Annotated in this window: 18 protein-coding genes; 11 read left to right on the forward strand and 7 right to left on the reverse strand. The window is 63.5% G+C overall.

Going from position 1 to position 18014, the window contains the following annotated elements; translation table 11 throughout:
- From NKI06_RS18060 to NKI06_RS18070, 3 genes are all read left to right on the forward strand, one after another.
- Window positions 1–1243 (forward strand): hydantoinase B/oxoprolinase family protein (locus NKI06_RS18060; protein ID WP_352986479.1); only part of this gene is annotated, 1243 nt, incomplete at its 5' end.
- Window positions 1244–1274: 31 nt separating this feature from the next.
- Window positions 1275–2573, forward strand: a complete 1299-nt coding sequence (locus NKI06_RS18065; RefSeq protein WP_352986481.1) for a BtaA family protein — start codon at window positions 1275–1277, stop codon at window positions 2571–2573.
- Window positions 2570–3334 (forward strand): class I SAM-dependent methyltransferase, encoded by a 765-nt coding sequence (locus tag NKI06_RS18070; RefSeq protein WP_352986483.1) that lies wholly within the window; start codon window positions 2570–2572, stop codon window positions 3332–3334. The genes NKI06_RS18065 and NKI06_RS18070 overlap by 4 nt, the downstream gene beginning before the upstream one ends.
- 6 nt (window positions 3335–3340) lie before the next feature.
- Here NKI06_RS18070 and NKI06_RS18075 read toward each other — a convergent pair whose 3' ends face one another.
- A complete protein-coding gene (locus NKI06_RS18075; protein WP_352986485.1) occupies window positions 3341–4720 on the reverse strand; it encodes a serine hydrolase domain-containing protein in 1380 nt (459 codons plus the stop codon).
- A gap of 283 nt (window positions 4721–5003) precedes the next feature.
- Here NKI06_RS18075 and NKI06_RS18080 point away from each other — a divergent pair, with 283 nt between their 5' ends.
- Window positions 5004–5801: a glycoside hydrolase family 25 protein gene (locus NKI06_RS18080; RefSeq protein WP_023668254.1), complete on the forward strand. Its 798-nt coding sequence runs from the start codon at window positions 5004–5006 to the stop codon at window positions 5799–5801.
- 32 nt (window positions 5802–5833) lie between these two features.
- Window positions 5834–7063 carry a lytic murein transglycosylase gene (locus NKI06_RS18085; RefSeq protein WP_502900598.1) on the forward strand — a complete coding sequence of 410 codons (1230 nt, stop codon included), beginning with the start codon at window positions 5834–5836 and terminating at the stop codon, window positions 7061–7063.
- Window positions 7064–7088: 25 nt separating this feature from the next.
- On the opposite strand, the gene NKI06_RS18090 is transcribed toward NKI06_RS18085, so the two are convergent.
- Window positions 7089–7988, reverse strand: a complete 900-nt coding sequence (locus NKI06_RS18090) for a LysR family transcriptional regulator (RefSeq protein WP_023682153.1) — start codon at window positions 7986–7988, stop codon at window positions 7089–7091.
- A 131-nt stretch (window positions 7989–8119) separates the two neighbouring features.
- Here NKI06_RS18090 and NKI06_RS18095 point away from each other — a divergent pair, with 131 nt between their 5' ends.
- Window positions 8120–8851, forward strand: a complete 732-nt coding sequence (locus tag NKI06_RS18095; RefSeq protein ID WP_023682154.1) for an SDR family oxidoreductase — start codon at window positions 8120–8122, stop codon at window positions 8849–8851.
- Here NKI06_RS18095 and NKI06_RS18100 read toward each other — a convergent pair.
- On the reverse strand, window positions 8848–10068 hold the full coding sequence (locus tag NKI06_RS18100) for an alanine racemase (RefSeq protein ID WP_023668250.1): 1221 nt from the start codon (window positions 10066–10068) through the stop codon (window positions 8848–8850). The two genes, NKI06_RS18095 and NKI06_RS18100, sit on opposite strands and share 4 nt — an antisense overlap.
- A gap of 211 nt (window positions 10069–10279) precedes the next feature.
- On the opposite strand from NKI06_RS18100, the gene NKI06_RS18105 reads away from it, so the two are divergent.
- Window positions 10280–11197 (forward strand): DMT family transporter, encoded by a 918-nt coding sequence (locus NKI06_RS18105; RefSeq protein WP_023682155.1) that lies wholly within the window; start codon window positions 10280–10282, stop codon window positions 11195–11197.
- A gap of 449 nt (window positions 11198–11646) precedes the next feature.
- Here the strand turns inward: NKI06_RS18105 and metF are convergent, their stop codons facing one another.
- A complete protein-coding gene (metF, locus tag NKI06_RS18110) occupies window positions 11647–12564 on the reverse strand; it encodes a methylenetetrahydrofolate reductase [NAD(P)H] (RefSeq protein WP_023690856.1) in 918 nt (305 codons plus the stop codon).
- Window positions 12564–13586, reverse strand: a complete 1023-nt coding sequence (locus NKI06_RS18115; RefSeq protein ID WP_023753069.1) for an ArsR/SmtB family transcription factor — start codon at window positions 13584–13586, stop codon at window positions 12564–12566. Before NKI06_RS18115 ends, metF begins: the two co-directional genes overlap by 1 nt.
- Before the next feature lie 167 nt (window positions 13587–13753).
- Between NKI06_RS18115 and tsaA the strand changes: the two genes are divergently transcribed.
- A complete protein-coding gene (tsaA, locus tag NKI06_RS18120; protein WP_023753070.1) occupies window positions 13754–14260 on the forward strand; it encodes a tRNA (N6-threonylcarbamoyladenosine(37)-N6)-methyltransferase TrmO in 507 nt (168 codons plus the stop codon).
- Entirely contained in the window at window positions 14257–14571 is a 315-nt protein-coding gene (locus NKI06_RS18125) for a DUF2293 domain-containing protein (protein WP_023668245.1), read from the forward strand. The genes tsaA and NKI06_RS18125 overlap by 4 nt, the downstream gene beginning before the upstream one ends.
- Window positions 14572–14577: 6 nt before the next feature.
- Here the strand turns inward: NKI06_RS18125 and NKI06_RS18130 are convergent, their stop codons facing one another.
- Window positions 14578–15084, reverse strand: a complete 507-nt coding sequence (locus NKI06_RS18130) for a hypothetical protein (RefSeq protein ID WP_023682159.1) — start codon at window positions 15082–15084, stop codon at window positions 14578–14580.
- Between the two features lie 152 nt (window positions 15085–15236).
- Here NKI06_RS18130 and NKI06_RS18135 point away from each other — a divergent pair, with 152 nt between their 5' ends.
- On the forward strand, window positions 15237–16199 hold the full coding sequence (locus NKI06_RS18135) for a D-amino acid aminotransferase (RefSeq protein ID WP_023682160.1): 963 nt from the start codon (window positions 15237–15239) through the stop codon (window positions 16197–16199).
- Window positions 16200–16344: 145 nt separating this feature from the next.
- Complete coding sequence (locus tag NKI06_RS18140) at window positions 16345–17187, forward strand: SDR family oxidoreductase (RefSeq protein ID WP_352986487.1); 843 nt, start codon at window positions 16345–16347, stop codon at window positions 17185–17187.
- Between the two features lie 59 nt (window positions 17188–17246).
- Here NKI06_RS18140 and NKI06_RS18145 read toward each other — a convergent pair whose 3' ends face one another.
- A complete protein-coding gene (locus tag NKI06_RS18145) occupies window positions 17247–17858 on the reverse strand; it encodes an MOSC domain-containing protein (RefSeq protein WP_023753072.1) in 612 nt (203 codons plus the stop codon).
- Window positions 17859–18014: the final 156 nt, after the last annotated feature.

Here is an 18014-nt window from a genome sequence, read left to right on the forward strand (position 1 = left end):
GAAGATTACTTCCTCCCCCTCAAGGGGGGAGGAAGTAATCTTCTACGTAGCCTCGCGCGGCCACCATGCCGACATCGGCGGCACGGCACCGGGCTCGATGACGCCGCTTGCCACCACGGTCGACGAGGAAGGCGTGCTGTTCGACAATTTCCGCGTCGTCGATCGTGGAAAATTCCGCGAGACGGAGTTGCAAACGCTGCTCACCGACCACCCCTATCCCGCCCGCAACCCGCATCAGAACATCGCCGACCTAAAGGCGCAGATCGCCGCGAACGAAAAGGGCGTGGCGGAATTGCGCAAGATGGTCACCCATTTCGGTCTCGACGTCGTCGAAGCCTATATGGGCCATGTCCAGGACAACGCCGCCGAAAGCGTGCGCCGCGTGCTGGAGCGACTGCCAGATAGTTCCGAGTACGAATACCCGACCGACACCGGCCAGGTGATCAAGGTGAAGATAACCGTCGATCGGCAAAAGCGCGAGGCGACCGTGGACTTCACCGGCACCTCGCCTGTCATGAAGAACAATTTCAACGCGCCCGAGCCCGTCGCCCGCGCCGCCGTGCTCTATGCCTTCCGCGTCATGGTCGAGGACATGATCCCGATGAATGCCGGCTGCCTGCGGCCGATCAACATCATCATCCCCGAAGGCTCGATGCTGAAGCCCGCCTACCCCGCCGCCGTCGTCGCCGGCAATGTCGAGACCTCGCAGCACGTCACCAACGCGCTGTTCGGCGCCATGGGTGCCATGGCCAATGCGCAAGGCACGATGAACAACCTGACCTTCGGCAACAAGCAGTACCAGTATTACGAGACCATCTGCTCCGGTTCGCCGGCAGGCCGGATGAACTCCGGCCGCGGCTTTGCCGGGACATCCGGCGTCCACACCCACATGACCAATTCGCGCCTGACCGACCCGGAGGTGCTGGAATTGCGCTTTCCCGTGCTGCTCGAGGATTTTCACATTCGCGAAGGCTCCGGCGGCAAAGGCGAATGGAGCGCCGGCGACGGCACCAGGCGGACGATCCGTTTCCTAGAAAAGATGGAATGCGCCATCCTGTCCTCGCACCGCAACCGCCCGCCGCAAGGCCTCGACGGCGGCGGTGACGGCGAGGTCGGCTCGACCAAGGTCCGCCGCCAGGACGGCAGCGTCGAGACGCTGAAGGCCTGCGACCAGACCGTGCTCGACGCCGGCGACGCCGTCATCCTGACAACGCCGACACCGGGGGGATTTGGCAAGGCCTGAACTCGCGTCAACAGCCTGTCACCCGCCTGTCATGCCCCTGAGTTACCCGCTTGCGGCAAAGCAAATGGGGAATCACTTTGCCATGACGGACGTCTCCTCGGATCTCGTTTTTCGCCGCGGCAAGGAAGTTGGAAAAGCCGTCTACCAGAACCGCCCGCTGTCGAAGGCCGGCATCTCGGAGCGGCTGTTCGCCCTCTTGTTTTCCGGTCTCGTCTATCCGCAGATCTGGGAAGACCCTGAAGTCGACATGGAGGCCATGCAGCTTGGCCAGGGCCACCGCGTCGTCACCATAGCGTCGGGCGGCTGCAACATCCTCGCCTACCTCACCCGCTCGCCTGAACGCGTCGATGCGGTCGACCTCAACGCCGCCCACATCGCCTTGAACCGGATGATGCTGGAGGCGGTGCGGCATCTGCCCTCGCAGGGCGATCTGTTCCGTTTCTTCGGCGCCGCCGACACCAACCACAATTCGCAAGCCTATGACCGCTTCATCGCGCCGCATCTCGACCCGGTCAGCCGCCACTATTGGGAGCGTCGCAGCTGGCGCGGCCGCCGGCGCATCACCGTCTTCGACCGCAATTTCTACCAGACCGGCCTGCTCGGCCTGTTCATCGCCATGGGCCACCGCATCGCCAAATTCTTCGGCGTCGATCCCGCCGGTATCATGGCGTCGAAGAGCCTCGCCGACCAGCGCCGCTTCTTCAACGAAGAGCTGGCGCCGGTCTTCGACAAGAAGCTGTTGCGCTGGGCTACCTCGCGCAAGGCTTCGCTGTTCGGCCTCGGCATTCCGCCGGCGCAGTACGATTCGCTGATCACCTCGGGCGATGGTTCGATGGCCAGCGTGCTGAAGGCCCGGCTGGAAAAGCTCGCTTGCGATTTTCCGCTGAAGAACAACTACTTCGCTTGGCAAGCCTTCGCCCGTCGCTATCCCAATCCGGGTGAGGCCGCCCTGCCCGCCTATCTAGAAGAGGCCAACTACAAGGCGATCCGCAACAATGTCGATCGCGTCGGCATCCACCACGCCAATCTGATCGAATTTCTGGCCGGCAAGGACGCAGGCACCGTCGACCGTTTCGTCCTGCTCGACGCGCAGGACTGGATGACGAACGACCAGCTCAATGCCCTTTGGTCGGAGATCACCCGCACCGCCTCGGTCGGCGCCCGAGTCATCTTCCGTACCGCCGCCGAGCCCAGCCTGCTGCCGGGCCGCGTCTCGATCTCGCTGCTCGACCAGTGGACCTACGAGGACGAGGCCTCGCGCGACTGTTCGGCCCGCGACCGCTCGGCCATCTATGGCGGCTTCCACCTCTATGTGAAGCGCGCGGCATGAGCGCGAGCGAGCTGCCGGCCGACCATGCCGAACTGATGGACGGCGTCTATCGCTGGCAGCGCCACATCTACGACCTGACTCGCAAATATTACCTGCTCGGCCGCGACCAGATGATATCCGGGCTGGATGTGCCGGCGAATGGCAGAGTGCTCGAACTTGGCTGCGGCACCGGCCGCAACATCGCGCTTGCCGCCCGCCGCTATCCCGACGCCCGCCTCTACGGCCTCGACATCTCGGCCGAGATGCTGGAGACCGCCGGCAAGGCGATCGGCCGCGACGGCCTGTCCGGCCGCGTCGTGCTGGCGCGCGGCGACGCCACCGATTTCGACGCCAAGACGCTGTTCGGCATCGAGCGCTTCGACCGCATCTTCGTGTCCTATTCGCTGTCGATGATCCCCGGCTGGGAAAAGACGGTTTCAGCAGCCCTTGCGGCACTCGCACCCGGCGGCTCGCTGCATGTCGTCGATTTCGGCCAGCAGGAAGGCTTGCCCAACTGGTTCCGGACATTGCTGCGCGGCTGGCTCAAGAAATTCCATGTCACGCCACGTGAATCATTGCGCGAAGTCTTGGAATCGGAATCTCGGCGAACCGGCGCAAGCTTCTGTTTCCGCGCGCTTTATCGCGGCTATGCCTGGCTGGCGGTCGTCAAGATCGCGCACTCTTACCTCCCCCTCGATGGGGGAGGCCGCGCCCAAGGCGGGGGTGGCCAGGCACCCCGCCCCGGCGCTACGCGCCGACCCTCCCCATCAAGGGGAGGGTAAAGGGAGCTAGCGCAGTGCCTTCATCAGCGCGCCGACCATCACCTGCGGCCGGTAGCCGAGCTTGGCCGGCGTCAGCCCGAGCCGCACCACCACCAACTGCTCCGACGGGATGATGGCGACTGTCTGGCCGTCATGGCCCTCCATCCAGTAGGTATCGTTGGGCAGGCCGGCGGCGACGCCGGCGCCGGGATTTCCTTCGTCCCCCGGGGCTTCGATCCAAAGTTGCCCCTTGCCGTAGACTTTCGAGGCCGGTGCCGGTTCGCGCATCCAGTCGACGAAACCGGCCGGCAGGATCTGGTTGCCGTTCCAGACGCCGCCCTGCAGCAGGAATTGGCCGAACCGCGCCCAGTCATGCCCCGTGGCATAGAGGTAGGATGAGCCGACAAAGGTACCCTCCTCGTCGGTTTCGAGCACCGCGCTTTGCATGCCGAGCGGCCCGAACAGCGCTGCCCTTGGCCACATCAGCGCCTTGTCCTTGTCGCCGATAGCATCCTGCCACAGCCGCGACAGCATCACCGCCGTGCCGCTCGAATAGGAAAAGACCTTGCCGACGTCGCCGGTCAGCGGCTTGGCCTCGGCGAAGCCCGCCATATCCGGTTCGAGGTAGAGCATGCGCGTCACATCGGCAACGTCGCCATAATCCTCGTTGAACTCGAGTCCGCTCGACATCGCCATCATATCGGCAAGGCTGATGGCGGCGCGGCCGTCCGCCTTCCATGAGCCGAACAGGCCCTGGCTGGTCACAGCCATCTTGCCGTCCTTGACCAGCGTGCCGACAAGCGCGGCATTGACCGTCTTGGTCATAGACCAGCCCAGCAGCGGCGTTTTCGCCGAAAATCCGTCGCCATAACGCTCCGCAACAATGCGGCCGTTTTTGACCACCACCACGGCGCGCATGCCGATGCCGGTCATTGCCGCACCGTCCAGGATCTTGTTGATTTCGGGATTTTGCGAGGCGTCGACTCGATCTCCCTCGGGCCACAGATCGCCCTTGGTGGCCGCCGACGCCTCGGCAGGGATTGACGTGCGCCGTGCCTTGCCGACGTCGCCATCGGGAACCGACGCGCAACCCAGGCCGGCGCGCGCAACGGCAACGCTCTTGCCGAGGAAGCCAAGCAGCCCGGCCGAGACGGTCCCCCTGTTCTTGTCGACCGACACCTTCATCAGCCTGAGAAGCGGATGGCCAGGCGCCTGCACGTCGATGGCAAGCACCTCATTGGGATCACGGCCGGCGATAAAAACATTGGAGCAGACAATCTTGGCGGAATAACCGGAACCGACCCGGATCAGGTCGGGCGGCGCGATGTAGAGCCAGGTAAACAGGGCGGCTATGGCCAACACGACCAGGCCGAGCAGCCATTTGATGATCTTCACGGCGATCCGCATCTTTCCGTCCCTGCTTTTCCGCTGGCCGTGGCTTGCGGCCCGATTTATGTCATCGATTTGCCGCCATTGCTTCCGCACAATCGGTGTTCTTGTCGAGCGCCGTCAACCTGTTATCAACCATGATCGGCGATCACTGATGCATGTCGCCCAAAAGTGCGCAGCGGTTTTGGGACAACGACATGCACGAAAATAGCGTATCAGGCGATGCTGTGGGGCGATCGCCTGAGGGGCACTTGCAACGACAACCCAACAGCGACCGGCTGATTCCGGCTCGGGAAATGCGATGCGCCGTTTCGCGGCCCTCATCACGTTGACGCTGCTGGCCGCCTGCTCGACCGCCGGCGATCTCGTGCCCTCGATGTCGCCATCCAGCAGCCCGACGGTTGCCGTGCGCGCACCGCGTTTCGAAGATTCCAAGCCGCATGAATGGGATAGCGGCGCGCCTTGGAACTATGCCGTTCACGGCACCGACGTCTCCAAATACCAGACCTCGGTCGACTGGCCGACGGCCAAGGCCAGCGGCATCTCCTTCGCCTTCATCAAGGCGACCGAGGGCGGCGACCGCTTCGACGAGTATTTCAACGAGCATTGGTCCCGCACCAAGGCCAATGGCATTCCGCGCGCGGCCTACCATTTCTTCTATTTCTGCACGCCGGCCGCCACCCAGGCGCGCTGGTTCATCCAGAACGTGCCCGTCGACCGCTCGGCCATGCCGCCGGTGCTCGACATGGAGTGGAACCCGCAATCGCCGACCTGCCGGCTGCGCCCGGATTCGGCGACGGTGCGGGCCGAAATGACCACCTTTCTCGAGATGATCGAGCGGCACTATGGCAAGAAGCCGATCATCTACACCTCGGTCGACTTCTTCGACGATAACGACCTTTCGACGTTCCGCGGCTATCCCTACTGGCTGCGCTCGGTGGCCGGCCACCCCCGCCAAAAGTACGGCAGCCACCCTTTCACCTTCTGGCAATACACCGGAACCGGTATCGTTCCCGGCATGACCGGCAAGTCCGATATCAACGTCTTCAACGGCACTGAGGCAGCCTGGAAAAAATGGCTGCGGCAGAACACCCGTTGACACCGGCTCTGCCGCCTGCTTTTCGACGTCCCATGCGCACCTACCTGCAGCCACTGGGATATCCACGCCGGAAACAGTCGAGGAGCCGATTGCGCTCCGGGCTGCTCGCGGGCCTGCTGCTCGGCGCTACGGCGATGCCGGCGGGAGCGCAGGAATGCGGCGGCGACTTCGAAGCCTGGAAGCAAGGCGTGGCGGCGGAAGCCAAGGCAGCCGGTGTCGGCGCTGTCGGCCTTGACGCGCTGGAAGCCGCCACCATCGACGACAAGGTGCTGGCGCGTGACCGCGCCCAGGGCGTCTTCGCCCAGACCTTCATCCAGTTCTCCAACCGCATGATCTCGGCCTACCGGCTGAAGCAGGGCGCGGCCAACCTGAAGAAATACGCCGAAATCTTTGCGCGCGCCGACCAGCAGTTCGGTGTCCAGGCGCCGATCATCACCGCCTTCTGGGGGCTGGAGACCGATTTCGGCGCCGTACAGGGCGATTTCCACACGCTGAGCGCCTTGGTGACGCTGTCGCATGACTGCCGCCGGCCGCAGCTGTTTCGGCCGCAACTGGTGCCGCTGTTGACGCTGATCGATCGCGGCGTCGTTCCGGCCGACGTCACCGGCGCCTGGGCCGGCGAGATCGGCCAGACGCAGATCCTGCCTTCCGATTATCTCGCGCGCGGAGTCGACGGCGACGGCGACGGCATCGTCGACCTCAGGCGCAGCGTACCCGACGTGATCATGACCACGGCCAACAAGGTGCTGTCGCGCGGCTGGAAACGCGACCAGCCCTGGATCGAGGAAGTGCGCGTGCCCGAGGACATGCCCTGGGAGCAGACCGGCCGCACCAACAAGTTGCCGCTGTCGCAATGGGCCGCCTGGGGCGTCACCAATCCCGATGGCACGCCGCTGATCGACAATGGCCTGAAGGCCGGCCTGGCGCTGCCGATGGGCCGCAAAGGTCCGGCCTTCCTCGCCTACGACAATTTCGACGTCTATCTCGAATGGAACCAGTCCTTCACCTACGCGCTGACCGCCGCCAACTTCGCCAGCCGGCTGGCCGGGGCAAAGCAGTTCGACCCGCGCAATCCCGAAACCGGGCTCAATGGCGACCAGATGAAGGAATTGCAGACCAAGCTCGAAGCCAGGGGCTATGACGTCGGCACCGTCGACGGCATTCTGGGCACCAACACCCGCGAAGCCATCCGCAAGGAACAGATGCGGCTCGGCATGCCGGTCGACGGCTGGCCGACGCCGGAGCTTTTGGGGAAACTGTGAGTAGAATCTGCCCAAGCTGGGTTCCTTATTCCCTACTCCTTGCCCGGACGAAGTCGATAAATGCCCGCAAAGCCGGGGGGACGTGCCTCGAACTCGGGTGATACAGGAAGAAGCCTGGAAAGCTGGGCGACCAGGGCTCTAGAAATCTCATCAGCCTGCCCGCATTGATCCAGGACTGGACCTGATAGTCGATCATGTAGGCAACGCCTGCTCCACCCAGCGCCGCGTTCAGCATCAGCTCGGTGTCGTTAACAGTCAGGCTGCCCTCGACGGCGATTTCCAGAGACCGTTTGCCGCGCGCGAACTCCCATCGATAGAGGTTGCCGCCACCAGGCCACTGGAATGTTATGCATTGGTGCTGATGCAACTCCTGCGGATGGCGCGGTATGGCCCGATTTTCGAGATAGACGGGAGCGGCCACCGCCGCCATCTGCAAATCCCCGCTCAGTTTCACTGCCACCATGTCCTTCTCCAGCCGCTCGCCAAGCCTGATTCCGGCATCGAACCGTCCTCGAACAATGTCGGTCAGCGTATCGTCGACGATGACGGTCAGCGCGATATCAGGATAGGCGCGTTGGAAGTCGCCAAGGATCGGGCCGATGAACCGCACCGCGGCAACACGCGGCACGTTTATTCGTAGCGAACCCGCCGGCCGATCACGCGCGGCTTGAATGTCCGCTACGGCGCCCTCCAGCTCTTCGAACGCAACGGCAAGGCGCGCAAACAGCGTCTCGCCGGCACCAGTGGGTGAAACACTACGCGTCGTGCGATTCAGCAACCTGATGCCGATGCGAGCCTCCAGTTGCCGAATCGACTGGCTGAGCGCCGGCGGGGAAACACGCAGCCGGGCGGCGGCGCGGACGAAACTACGCTCTTCCACGATTGCGGCGAATGCCTTGAGCTCGGCGAATTCAGAACCGCGCATTGTGTATCCCTAGATTAACAAGCTAGTCAGATAATAGGCCATTATCTGATCAGTTGCATGGCCCTATTTCTCGACTAGCGGACCCGTCAGATGAAACCGGCACGGGCCTGAATGATTGAAGGAAACGTATCATGCCCAAGTCCTTGCAAGGCAAAACCGCACTCGTCACCGGCAGTTCGCGCGGCATTGGGCGAGCCATCGCCGAAGGACTCGCCTCCAAGGGCGCTGCCGTCGTCGTCAACTATGTCGGCAACCACGAAGCCGCTGACGAGGTCGTGGCCGCCATCGCCGGCAGGAGAGGAAAGGCGATCGCCGTCCAGGCCGACATATCAAGCGTCTCGGATATTCATCGCCTGTTTGACGAGGCTGAGAGTGAGTTCGGCGCGATCGACATCGTGGTTGCCAATGTCGGCGTCGCCGTCATCAAGCCTCTGACGGAGGCAACCGAAGCCGATTTCGACCATGTCTTCGGCACCAATGCCAAGGGCACCTTCTTCGTGCTTCAGGAAGCAGCGCGCCGTGTGCGAAACGGTGGCCGCATCATCGCGGTCTCCACCGGCGGCACCAAGATGTTCTTCACGCAAACGGCGCTCTATCTCGGCAGCAAGGGCGCCGTCGAACAATTCGTCCGTGTGCTCTCGCGTGAACTCGGACCGCGCGGCATCACCGTGAATGCGCTGTCGCCTGGCTTCACCGACACGGACCTGCTTCCCGAGCGCGATCGCGCCGTGGCGGCCGGCATGTCTCCATTTGGCAGGATCGGCGCGCCCCGCGACGTTGCCGATGTCGCGGTCTTCCTGGCCAGCGACGAGGCCCGCTGGCTGACCGGCGAGAATATCCAGGCCGGTGGAGGCGTCGCCTAATCCGCCATTGTCTCCAGGCTGGCGAATCCCTGCGGCGCATCGCCTTCATCGAAGGGTGTCGTCACCTCGACGAAGGTATCGGGATAAAAGCCGTTGAAGCGGGTTCTCAGCGACAGCGAATAGGCACCGATATGGCCGATCTCGATCCAGTCGCCGGTGTCGACGGTTTCCGGCAGCCAGAACGGCCGCGACAGGATGTCGACGGAATCGCAGGTCGCGCCGCAGACCTTGAACGGCACGATGTTCTTCTCCTCGCCATTGCGCGAGCGGATCGCCGGATCGGGGATGAAGCGGGCCGGCAGTGTGATCTTGCCGGTCCAAGAATCCGACAGCGACGCCCAGATGCCGTCATTGATGTAGAGCCGCTTGCCCTTGCGCAGCAGCACCCGCACGATCAGCGACAGGCAGCGCGCCACGATCACCCGGCCGGGCTCGGCCACCAACGGGATCTGGTCGAACTGGTATTCCCTCAGGTCGCCCGACAGCCGCGACATGATCTGGCCGAGCGACGGCATCTCGATCTGCTTGCGATTGGGGTCATGGCCGTACTCGGCGGGAAAGCCGCCGCCGACATCGAGGCCCGCAATGTCGAAGGTCAGCCGGTTGCGCACCCAATCGGCGGAGGCCAGTGCCCGTTCATAGGTGTCGGGATCCTCGATCTGGCTGCCGACATGGAAGCACAGGCCGACCTTGTAGCCGGTGCGGTTGAGCCGCTCGGCGAGTTCCACCGCATAGGCCGGCCCGGCGCCGAATTTCTTCGACAGTTCATAGGCCGCCGAACCCTTGGTCTGGATTCGCACGAACACGCTGATGGAGCCCGGATCGATGTCAAGCGCCCGCACCACCCGCGTCAGCTTGGTGATCTCGTCCTCATGGTCGAGCGAAATGACCCGGATGGCGTATTTTTCCAGCGCAAGCTTGATGTCCGACTGCGCCTTGACCGGATGCATGTAGAGCATCTCGGCGTCGGGTGAGACGGCGCGCACTGCGGCGAACTCGCCGGGCGAGGCCACATCGAAAGCGGTGACGCCGGCTTCGACCAGCGCCTTCAGCACGATCTGCTCGCCATTGGTCTTGACTGCGTAGGCGGTCTTGCCGGGAAACATGCCCATGAACTGTTTGGCATCCGCCTTCAGCACCTGCGGGCGAAAGCAGTAGACCGGATCGTCCGGCCGAAGCGCCAGCGCCGCCTCGCGGGCATTCTCGAATCGCTGCATGGACGAATCCCCTGACTTCTCGGCTGCGCACAATTAATCCAAGCTAGCGGCCAAAGAAAACAATTCTGTGTCTGGCGGGCACTGACCCAGCGGCGCACCCTCCTGGCAGCACTGTTGCCAGCAATCAGGTTTCGGGTGGCTCTTGTCGCCGGACCCGATATGCCTTCTGCCTGAGTGGCTGGCATTGATGCCGCGGGGAAGGACGTTCACGATGGCAATAGCCACGACAGCCGTGCAGCGCGGACCGATGACGCTGAGGGACTGGGGACAGCTTCTGCTGCTCGGCGCCATCTGGGGCGGCTCGTTCTTCTTTGCCCGCATCGCCGTTGCCGAAATGCACCCGCTGGTGCTGGTGCTGTTTCGCGTTGCCATCGCGGCCATTGCACTGCAGCTCTATCTCGGCATTCGCGGTCCGTCCTTCCGTCTCGCCTTCCCGCATGCCGGCCTGTTTTTCCTTTTGGCGCTCGCCAACAATGTCGTCCCGTTCTCGCTGATCTTTGCCGGCCAGACCGCGCTTGGCGCCGGCGTCGCCTCGGTGCTCAATGCGACGACGCCGTTCTGGACGCTGATCCTCGCCAACGCGCTGACAGCGGACGAAAAGCTCTCCTGGAACAAGCTTGCCGGCATCGGGCTCGGCATTGCCGGCACCGCTGTCATGATCGGCCCCGGCCTGCTGGCCGGGCTCGGCGGCCCGGTCTGGGCGAAATTCGCGCTGATCGGCGCTTCGCTGTCTTACGCCGTCGCGCTGATGATTGCCCGCCGCTTCAAGGGCGTGCCCTCGCCGGTCATCGCCACCGGACAATTGACGGCGTCGACCATCATCATGATCCCGGTGGTGCTGCTCACCTATGGCCCGGCCGGCCTGTTCTCGGCCTCGCCGCCGGTCTGGACGGCGGTGCTGGCGCTGGCGCTGCTCTCCACCGCCTTCGCCTACATCCTCTATTTCAACCTCGTCGCCTCGGCCGGCGCCACCAACGCCTCGCTGGTCACGCTCATCGTCCCGGCCAGCGCCATCCTACTCGGCCTCCTGTTCCTCGGCGAGCGGCTCGCTCTGTTCGAGTTCTGCGGCATGGCACTGATCGCGCTTGGCCTGGTGACGATCGACGGGCGGTTGTTTGGTCGGCGCTAATGCCTGTCGACCAAAAGTGCGCAGCGGTTTTGGGACAACGACGCGCTTTAGGTCTGGTAGCGCTGCCATGCCTCGCTTTCGCCACGGCCGCGTCACAATTTATTCACAGGCTGCCAGCGGCTTTTGCCGAAGAGTTTCAACGCTTAACGACAGGTGGCAGGTCGCAAATTCCACAATCGCGTCGCATTGCAGCATATTTTCCGCTTGCCTGTGGCACAAATGCCCCTAGACTCCACCCATAGCTCTTGAAGAGGAGACTATGACATGGGACTTACGAGGCCAATCAACGCATTGATGATCTGTGCTGCATTTGCCTTCATTGGCGCCCTTATCATAGGTGTTCTTCCGTAACCGCCGGAGCGGAAGAACAGCAGCAATAGCCCACAAATTCGAAAGGCCGGGTGTTTCGCCCGGCCTTTTGCATTTCAGATTTCATACCACGATGAAGCTCAGGCGGCGGCGGATCCAGCTGCCTCTGTTTCATGGGAGCGGATGCCGATCATATGGCAGATGGCAAACACCAGGTCGGCCCGGTTCATGGTGTAGAAATGGAAGTCGCTGACGCCGCGCTCGACGAGATCGAGCACCTGCTCGGCCGCCACGGCAGACGCCACGAGCGCATGCGTCTGCGGATCGTTGTGCAGCCCTTCGAAACGCTCGGCCAGCCATGCCGGCACCAGCGCGCCGCAGCGCGCCGAGAAATTGGCGACCTGGGTGAAATTGTGCACCGGCAGGATGCCAGGCACGATCGGGATGTAGATGCCGGCACGGCGCGCCTTCTCGACATAACGCTCGTAGAGATCGTTGTCGAAGAAGAACTGGGTGATCGCCCGCGTCGCGCCATTGTCGGCCTTGCGCTTCAGCATGTCGAAGTCGGTGGCGAAGTCGGGGCTTTCCGGATGCTTTTCGGGATAGGCCGAGACCGAGATGTCGAAATCGCCGGCGTCCTTCAGCGCTCCGACAAGTTCGGCGCCATTGGCATAGCCATCGGGATGCGGCCGGTAGGCCGTACCGACACCCGCCGCCGGATCGCCGCGCAAGGCAACGAAGCGCTTCACGCCCATATCGGCGAATTCGCGGACCACGGCATCGACCTCATGGCGGGCGGCGTCGACGCAGGTCATGTGCGCCGCCGGCGTCAGCGCCGTCTCGTTCAGGATGCGCTTGACCGTGCGCGCCGTGCGCTCCCGCGTCGAGCCGCCGGCGCCATAGGTCACCGAGACGAATCTCGGCTTCAGCGGCTCCAGCCTGGTGACGGTGTCCCAGAGCCTGGCTTCCATCTCGTCGGTCTTCGGCGGGAAGAACTCGAAGGAGACGCGGACCTTGTCGCCAATGTCGGGACGGCGGGAAAAGCGGAACTGGTTCATCAGGCGATTTCCCCCATAGGGTACGCTTTGGTGGGTTGGGTGTCATTTGAAGGCTCGGCGATCAGCATGCGGCGGTCGCGGCCGAGCCACAGCTTGACGGTGAGCCTGGCTTCGTTGCCGCCGCGCGGCTCGAATTCCTGGGCATCCCCGAGATCGAGCCCGGCATCGGCAAACCATTCGGAGATCTGGCGGTCGGAAAAGCCCAGCCTGACATGCGCATGCTGGTCTCGCAGGAATTCCAGTGCATGCGGCGCGAAATCGACGATCACCAGCCGGCCCGACGGGCGCAGCAGCCTTGCCGCCTCGCGGATGGCGCGGGCGGGATCGTCCAGATAGTGCAGCACCTGATGGATGGTGACGAGGTCGAAGGCGTCGCGCTCGACCGGCGGCGCGAAAATGTCGCCTTGGCGGACCTGGGCATTGGCGATGCCTGCCTTGTCGAGATTGGCCCGCGCCACCGTCAGCATTTCGCGCGACATGTCGATGCCGACACCGCGCCGGTAGAGCGGCGAAAATATCTCCAGCAGCCGCCCGGTACCGGTGCCGAGGTCTAGCATCGACTGGAATGGCCGCTTGCCGACCAGCTTGAGGAGTGCGGCTTCCACCGCGCGGTCCGGCACATGCAGCGAGCGGATGTGATCCCAGCTGGCGGCGTTCTCGGAGAAATACTCGGCGGCACGGTCCTGGCGCTTGCGCTTGACCGATGCCAACCGCTCGAGATCGCGCTCGACCTGTGGATCGGCGCCGCGAATGCCAGAGACCAGCCCCATGACGAAGTCGCGCGCGGAATCCGTATCCGACAGCCGGAAGAAGGCCCACGAGCCCTCCTGGTAGCGGCCGATCAACCCGGCCTCCAGCAGCAGCTTCAAATGCCGCGACACCCGCGGTTGCGACTGGCTGAGGATCTCGGTGAGGTCGGACACGGTGAGATCGCCGCGCGACAGCAGCGCCAGGATGCGGAGCCGGCTCGATTCGGCCGCAGCCTTCAATGTATCAACCATCGTATTGAGCGAAACATGCATCGGCGCGTTCTCGTTGAAAAAGATATAAACATATGTTTATGTCAGCTTTGACGACATGGCAAGGCCTATGTCGCTTCCTGACAAGAAAATGCCGCACACATGATCCCCGCCTGAGAGAACCGCTTTTCCCTGACGATCAGCTGGAAACTTGTGCTAGGGCGAAAGCCATGTTCGAGAAGCGCGACGGCGAAAAGCTCCTGCAGACTGACCCGGCTGACATGCCGGCGGATGGCCATATCGTGTTTATCGGCCGCATCGCCTCGCCATGGACCACGCGCGAAAGCTGCCCGAAGAACATGCGCGCCGCCCGCGAGACAGGACAGGCGGCCACCGTTCTCATCGACCCACCCTATCGCGACGGCCTGCTTGCGCTGGAGCGGGCCAGCCACATCGTCCTCCTGTCCTGGCTGCATCACGCGCCGCGGGCACTGATTGTCCAGAGACCCCGCCATGCGGCTGAGCCGAAAGGCGTTTTCTCGCTGCGCTCCCCTGCCCGGCCGAACCCAGTCGGGCTGCATATCGCCAGGCTGATCGCCGTCGACATCGACCACGGCCGCATCGCCATCGACGCCATCGATGTGCTCGACGGCACCCCGGTGATCGACATCAAGCCCTATTTCGCCTCGACCGACGCCTTTCCCGAGGCGACCATTGCCGGGCGTGACGAAAAATGAGCGCGCCCACCGGCCGCCGCCGCGCCATCGCCAAGGCGCTGACCGCACTGCTGCCCCTGGCGCCCTATGCCGATATGGAGAAAATCCGCACCGAGGCCGGCGCCGTGCACATGAAGACGCTGCCGCCGGGCATCGCGGTCTGGCTGGCGACGATCGCCCATATCAGGCACGGCCATACCGACTATGAAAAGCTGCTGGCCGAGGGCTATGACCGCGACTCGGCGCGGTTCTTCGTCATCGAGCAAACAAACATGGTGCTGACCCGTTGGCGCGCCACGCGCCTGCTCGATGCAGAGGACGAAGAGGAATAACTTCAGCTACCGTCGCTTCAATACGGCAACCGCATTGTAGGGCTGGCCGTCGGCCTGGCCAACCCAGGTCCAGGACAGGTTCCCTTTGAAAAATCGGACGGTGATGCCGCCACCGTCGATGCACTTGTCCTGGCCATAGCTGATGTTTTCCCGGTATTCCGCCGAACTGTCGTCGCGAGAAATCTGGGTCAACGATCCGCCGCAGCCGAGCGACGGATAGTCGATCGACGCGGCGCCATCGCCGATTGTCATTGCGATCGCCCAATCGGCGCCGGCAGCACCGGCCGGACTTTGATGACCGCTGCCGGTCCAGACGCCGTTGAGCCCCGCCGCGTTGACCACGCAAGGCACGTTCTGAAAGATCGGCGTCAGTTCGCTGCCCGTCTTCTCGCAACGATAGGTCTGGCCGTTCTGGCACAGCGCCTCGCCCTCGCGAGCGCATTGCGCGAAGGCATGGCCAGTGACGAAGACGAGGAAAATTGCAAAGCTGATGGTCCGAAAAGATCTGCCCATTTTGCCCCTCACGGCCGGATATTTTCAGGCCGGACCATAGGGCATATCGAATGTGCTACCTAGGACAAACAGCGATGGTTGGGTGGCCCTATGCCGCCTGCAGGGGACCACTAGCTTGACTCTGCCGTATCAAGCCGAAGGGACCAATCGCCATGAACCGAAGCGCAGCAGCGGGTAGCATCGTGCCATTGCCTTCCATGTCCGACCGCCACATCGATCCGCATTCCTATCCCGACGGCATCGCCTTCCTCGACGGCCAGTATCTGCCGATGTCGCAGGCCAAGATCTCGGTGCTGGATTGGGGCTTTCTGCATTCCGACGCCACCTACGACACCGTGCATGTCTGGGACGGGAGCTTCTTCCGACTCGACCTGCATCTCGACCGCTTCTTCGCCGGCTTGCAAAAACTGCGCATGACGATCCCGTCCGACCGCGATGGCGTGGCCGAGATTCTGCACAATTGCGTGGCGCTGTCGGGCCATCGCGCCGCCTATGTCGAAATGCTGTGCACACGCGGCGCCTCGCCGACCTTCAGCCGCGATCCGCGCCAGGCGGTCAACCGCTTCATGGCCTTCGCAGTTCCCTTCGGCTCGGTCGCCAATGCCGAGCAGTTGCGGCGCGGCCTGCATGTCGCCATTAGCGACAAGGTGCGCATTCCGCCGGTCTCGATCGATCCGGCGATCAAGAACTACCACTGGCTCGACCTCGTGCGCGGCCTCTACGACGCTTATGACCGTGGGGCCGAAACCGCATTGATTCTCGACTTCAACGGCAATGTCGCCGAAGGCCCCGGCTTCAACGTGTTCTGCGTCAAGGACGGCAGGCTGTCGACGCCAGCCGCCGGCGTGCTGCCCGGCATCACCAGGCGCACCGTCTTCGACCTCTGCGCCGAGGCAGCGCTTCCCACCACGGCCGTCGACGTCAGCGTTGCCGCGCTGAAGGCTGCCGACGAAGTCTTCATCACTTCCACCGCCGGCGGCATCATGCCGGTGACAGTGATCGACGGCGCTGCTGTCGCCGACGGCAAGATAGGCGGGATCACAAAGCGCTTGATGGCGCTCTACTGGCAAAAGCATGACGACCCGGCCTGGTCGAGCCCGGTGCGCTATCCCTGACCGGCGAAGGTCCTGCTCCACACGATGACGTGACCAAAAAGATTCCCCCTCGCCTCTGGAAAATCGCTCGACGCACCGTATATCGCGGAAGCGGAGAAGCCTCCGCTTCCCAGTTCACGGCCCGCATGGGCAAGGATTCCACGTCATGACAAGCAAGGTTTGGTTCATCACCGGATCGTCGAAAGGCTTTGGCCGAGTCTGGGCCGAGGCCGCACTCGCTCGCGGCGACCGTGTCGCCGCAACCGCGCGCGATGCCGGCACGCTCGCCGATCTCGTCGCGAAATACGGCGATAATGTCGCCGCGATCAAGCTCGACGTCACCGACAAGAAGGCTGTCGATGCGGCCATCGCCGAGGCGCACAAGCGCTTTGGCCGGCTCGACGTCGTCATCAACAATGCCGGCTATGGCCATTTCGGCGCCATCGAGGAAGTCAGCGAACAGGAAGCCCGCGACCAGATCGAGACCAATGTGTTCGGCGCGCTCTGGGTCACCCAGGCGGCTTTGCCGATCATGCGGGCGCAGGGCTCCGGCCATATCATCCAGATCTCGTCGATCGGCGGCGTCAACGCCTTTGCGTCGCTCGGCCTTTACCATGCCTCGAAATGGGCGCTCGAAGCCTTCAGCCAGTCGCTCAGCATCGAGGTCGCCGAATTCAGCATCCATGTGACGCTTGTCGAACCGGGCGGCTTCTCCACCGATTGGTCCGGCGCCTCGGCCAAGGTCTCCAAAGCGATCGAGGCTTACGCGCCGGCCCGCGCCAAGATGGCGGAACGCCGCGCCAACTCGGTCGCCGGCGACCCCGAGGCCACCGGACCGGCGATGCTTGAAATCGTCGACGCGGCCGAGCCGCCGCTGCGCGTCTTCTTCGGCGATGGCGGCCTGCCGATGATCAAGCAGGAATACGCCAACCGCATCGCGCTGTGGGAAAAGTGGGACCACCTTTCCGTCGAGGCGCAGGGCGCCAAGAAGAACCGCAAGGCGGCCTGAGCGCGTCTTGAAATTCGGCTGCGTCGCCCCGGCGGCGCAGCCCGTGCCCTAGCCCGGTACTAGGATCGATAAATCCACTGCTCGGGCACGCGCACCGAGATCTCTTCCCCTGTTGTCATACGACCCGGTTTCTCGACCCAGGCAACGAGGCCGCGCAGCCGTTTCGCCGCCTTCGGGAAGGCCAGCGCGCCGGCCTCCCGATCGGCCATCCCGGCGTTTTCGGCGATCGAACGTCCAGCAAGCCGGCAAGGCCCGTTCTGCGCATCAACCTTGATCGTCACGCCACCTCTAAAGAACAGCAGCGTGCCTGACGGCAGCATCGAGAGATGCGGCACGCCTTCGATCAGCAGATTGGCGCCGATCCATTCCGGCTTGATCTCGGCCAGCCCCATCCGCTCGGCAACGACGCCGAGTTCATTCGCTGCTACGATTGATATCTGCCGCTCGTTGCGGATTTCGGTGCCGCGCGGATACCAGGGTTCGCGACCGCCGGAACGACGGGTGGCGCCGGCGTGGAAGTCGCCGTCGATGCCTTCGAAACCGAGCTGCAATGCTTCCACCGGGCGCGTCTGGAAGTGATTCGACGGTGCGGCGTAGAGCGCCGTCACCCTGGCTACGAGTTTTCGCGCTGAAATGATCTCGATCGGAGCCTCAGGGAAAAGATCCAGCATGGCTTACTCCTTGTGCAAGGCGGCATTAGCGATAGCCATGAGCCCGGTCCAGTCCAAAGCAATGATGATCCGATCAAGCGGGCTGATGGCAGCCGATCACGATCTTCTTACCGCGGATCGCATATCCTATCGTACTGCGCCGCATTGCCGCCGTGC

Source organism: Mesorhizobium sp. M0772 (genome assembly GCF_040320135.1).
Taxonomy (GTDB): Bacteria; Pseudomonadota; Alphaproteobacteria; order Rhizobiales; family Rhizobiaceae; genus Mesorhizobium.

Excerpts from the sequence above, each read along its gene's own strand:
- tsaA (WP_023753070.1), top strand. The coding sequence starts at position 13,754 with ATGTTCGAGAAGCGCGACGGCGAAAAGCTCCTGCAGACTGACCCGGCT.
- NKI06_RS18070 (WP_352986483.1), top strand. The coding sequence starts at position 2,570 with ATGAGCGCGAGCGAGCTGCCGGCCGACCATGCCGAACTGATGGACGGC.
- NKI06_RS18085 (WP_502900598.1), top strand. The coding sequence starts at position 5,834 with ATGCGCACCTACCTGCAGCCACTGGGATATCCACGCCGGAAACAGTCG.
- NKI06_RS18100 (WP_023668250.1), bottom strand. The coding sequence starts at position 10,068 with ATGCAGCGATTCGAGAATGCCCGCGAGGCGGCGCTGGCGCTTCGGCCG.
- metF (WP_023690856.1), bottom strand. The coding sequence starts at position 12,564 with ATGAACCAGTTCCGCTTTTCCCGCCGTCCCGACATTGGCGACAAGGTC.
- NKI06_RS18115 (WP_023753069.1), bottom strand. The coding sequence starts at position 13,586 with ATGCATGTTTCGCTCAATACGATGGTTGATACATTGAAGGCTGCGGCC.
- NKI06_RS18065 (WP_352986481.1), top strand. The coding sequence starts at position 1,275 with ATGCCCCTGAGTTACCCGCTTGCGGCAAAGCAAATGGGGAATCACTTT.
- NKI06_RS18125 (WP_023668245.1), top strand. The coding sequence starts at position 14,257 with ATGAGCGCGCCCACCGGCCGCCGCCGCGCCATCGCCAAGGCGCTGACC.
- NKI06_RS18105 (WP_023682155.1), top strand. The coding sequence starts at position 10,280 with ATGGCAATAGCCACGACAGCCGTGCAGCGCGGACCGATGACGCTGAGG.
- NKI06_RS18075 (WP_352986485.1), bottom strand. The coding sequence starts at position 4,720 with ATGCGGATCGCCGTGAAGATCATCAAATGGCTGCTCGGCCTGGTCGTG.
- NKI06_RS18145 (WP_023753072.1), bottom strand. The coding sequence starts at position 17,858 with ATGCTGGATCTTTTCCCTGAGGCTCCGATCGAGATCATTTCAGCGCGA.
- NKI06_RS18140 (WP_352986487.1), top strand. The coding sequence starts at position 16,345 with ATGACAAGCAAGGTTTGGTTCATCACCGGATCGTCGAAAGGCTTTGGC.
- NKI06_RS18130 (WP_023682159.1), bottom strand. The coding sequence starts at position 15,084 with ATGGGCAGATCTTTTCGGACCATCAGCTTTGCAATTTTCCTCGTCTTC.
- NKI06_RS18135 (WP_023682160.1), top strand. The coding sequence starts at position 15,237 with ATGAACCGAAGCGCAGCAGCGGGTAGCATCGTGCCATTGCCTTCCATG.
- NKI06_RS18095 (WP_023682154.1), top strand. The coding sequence starts at position 8,120 with ATGCCCAAGTCCTTGCAAGGCAAAACCGCACTCGTCACCGGCAGTTCG.
- NKI06_RS18090 (WP_023682153.1), bottom strand. The coding sequence starts at position 7,988 with ATGCGCGGTTCTGAATTCGCCGAGCTCAAGGCATTCGCCGCAATCGTG.
- NKI06_RS18080 (WP_023668254.1), top strand. The coding sequence starts at position 5,004 with ATGCGCCGTTTCGCGGCCCTCATCACGTTGACGCTGCTGGCCGCCTGC.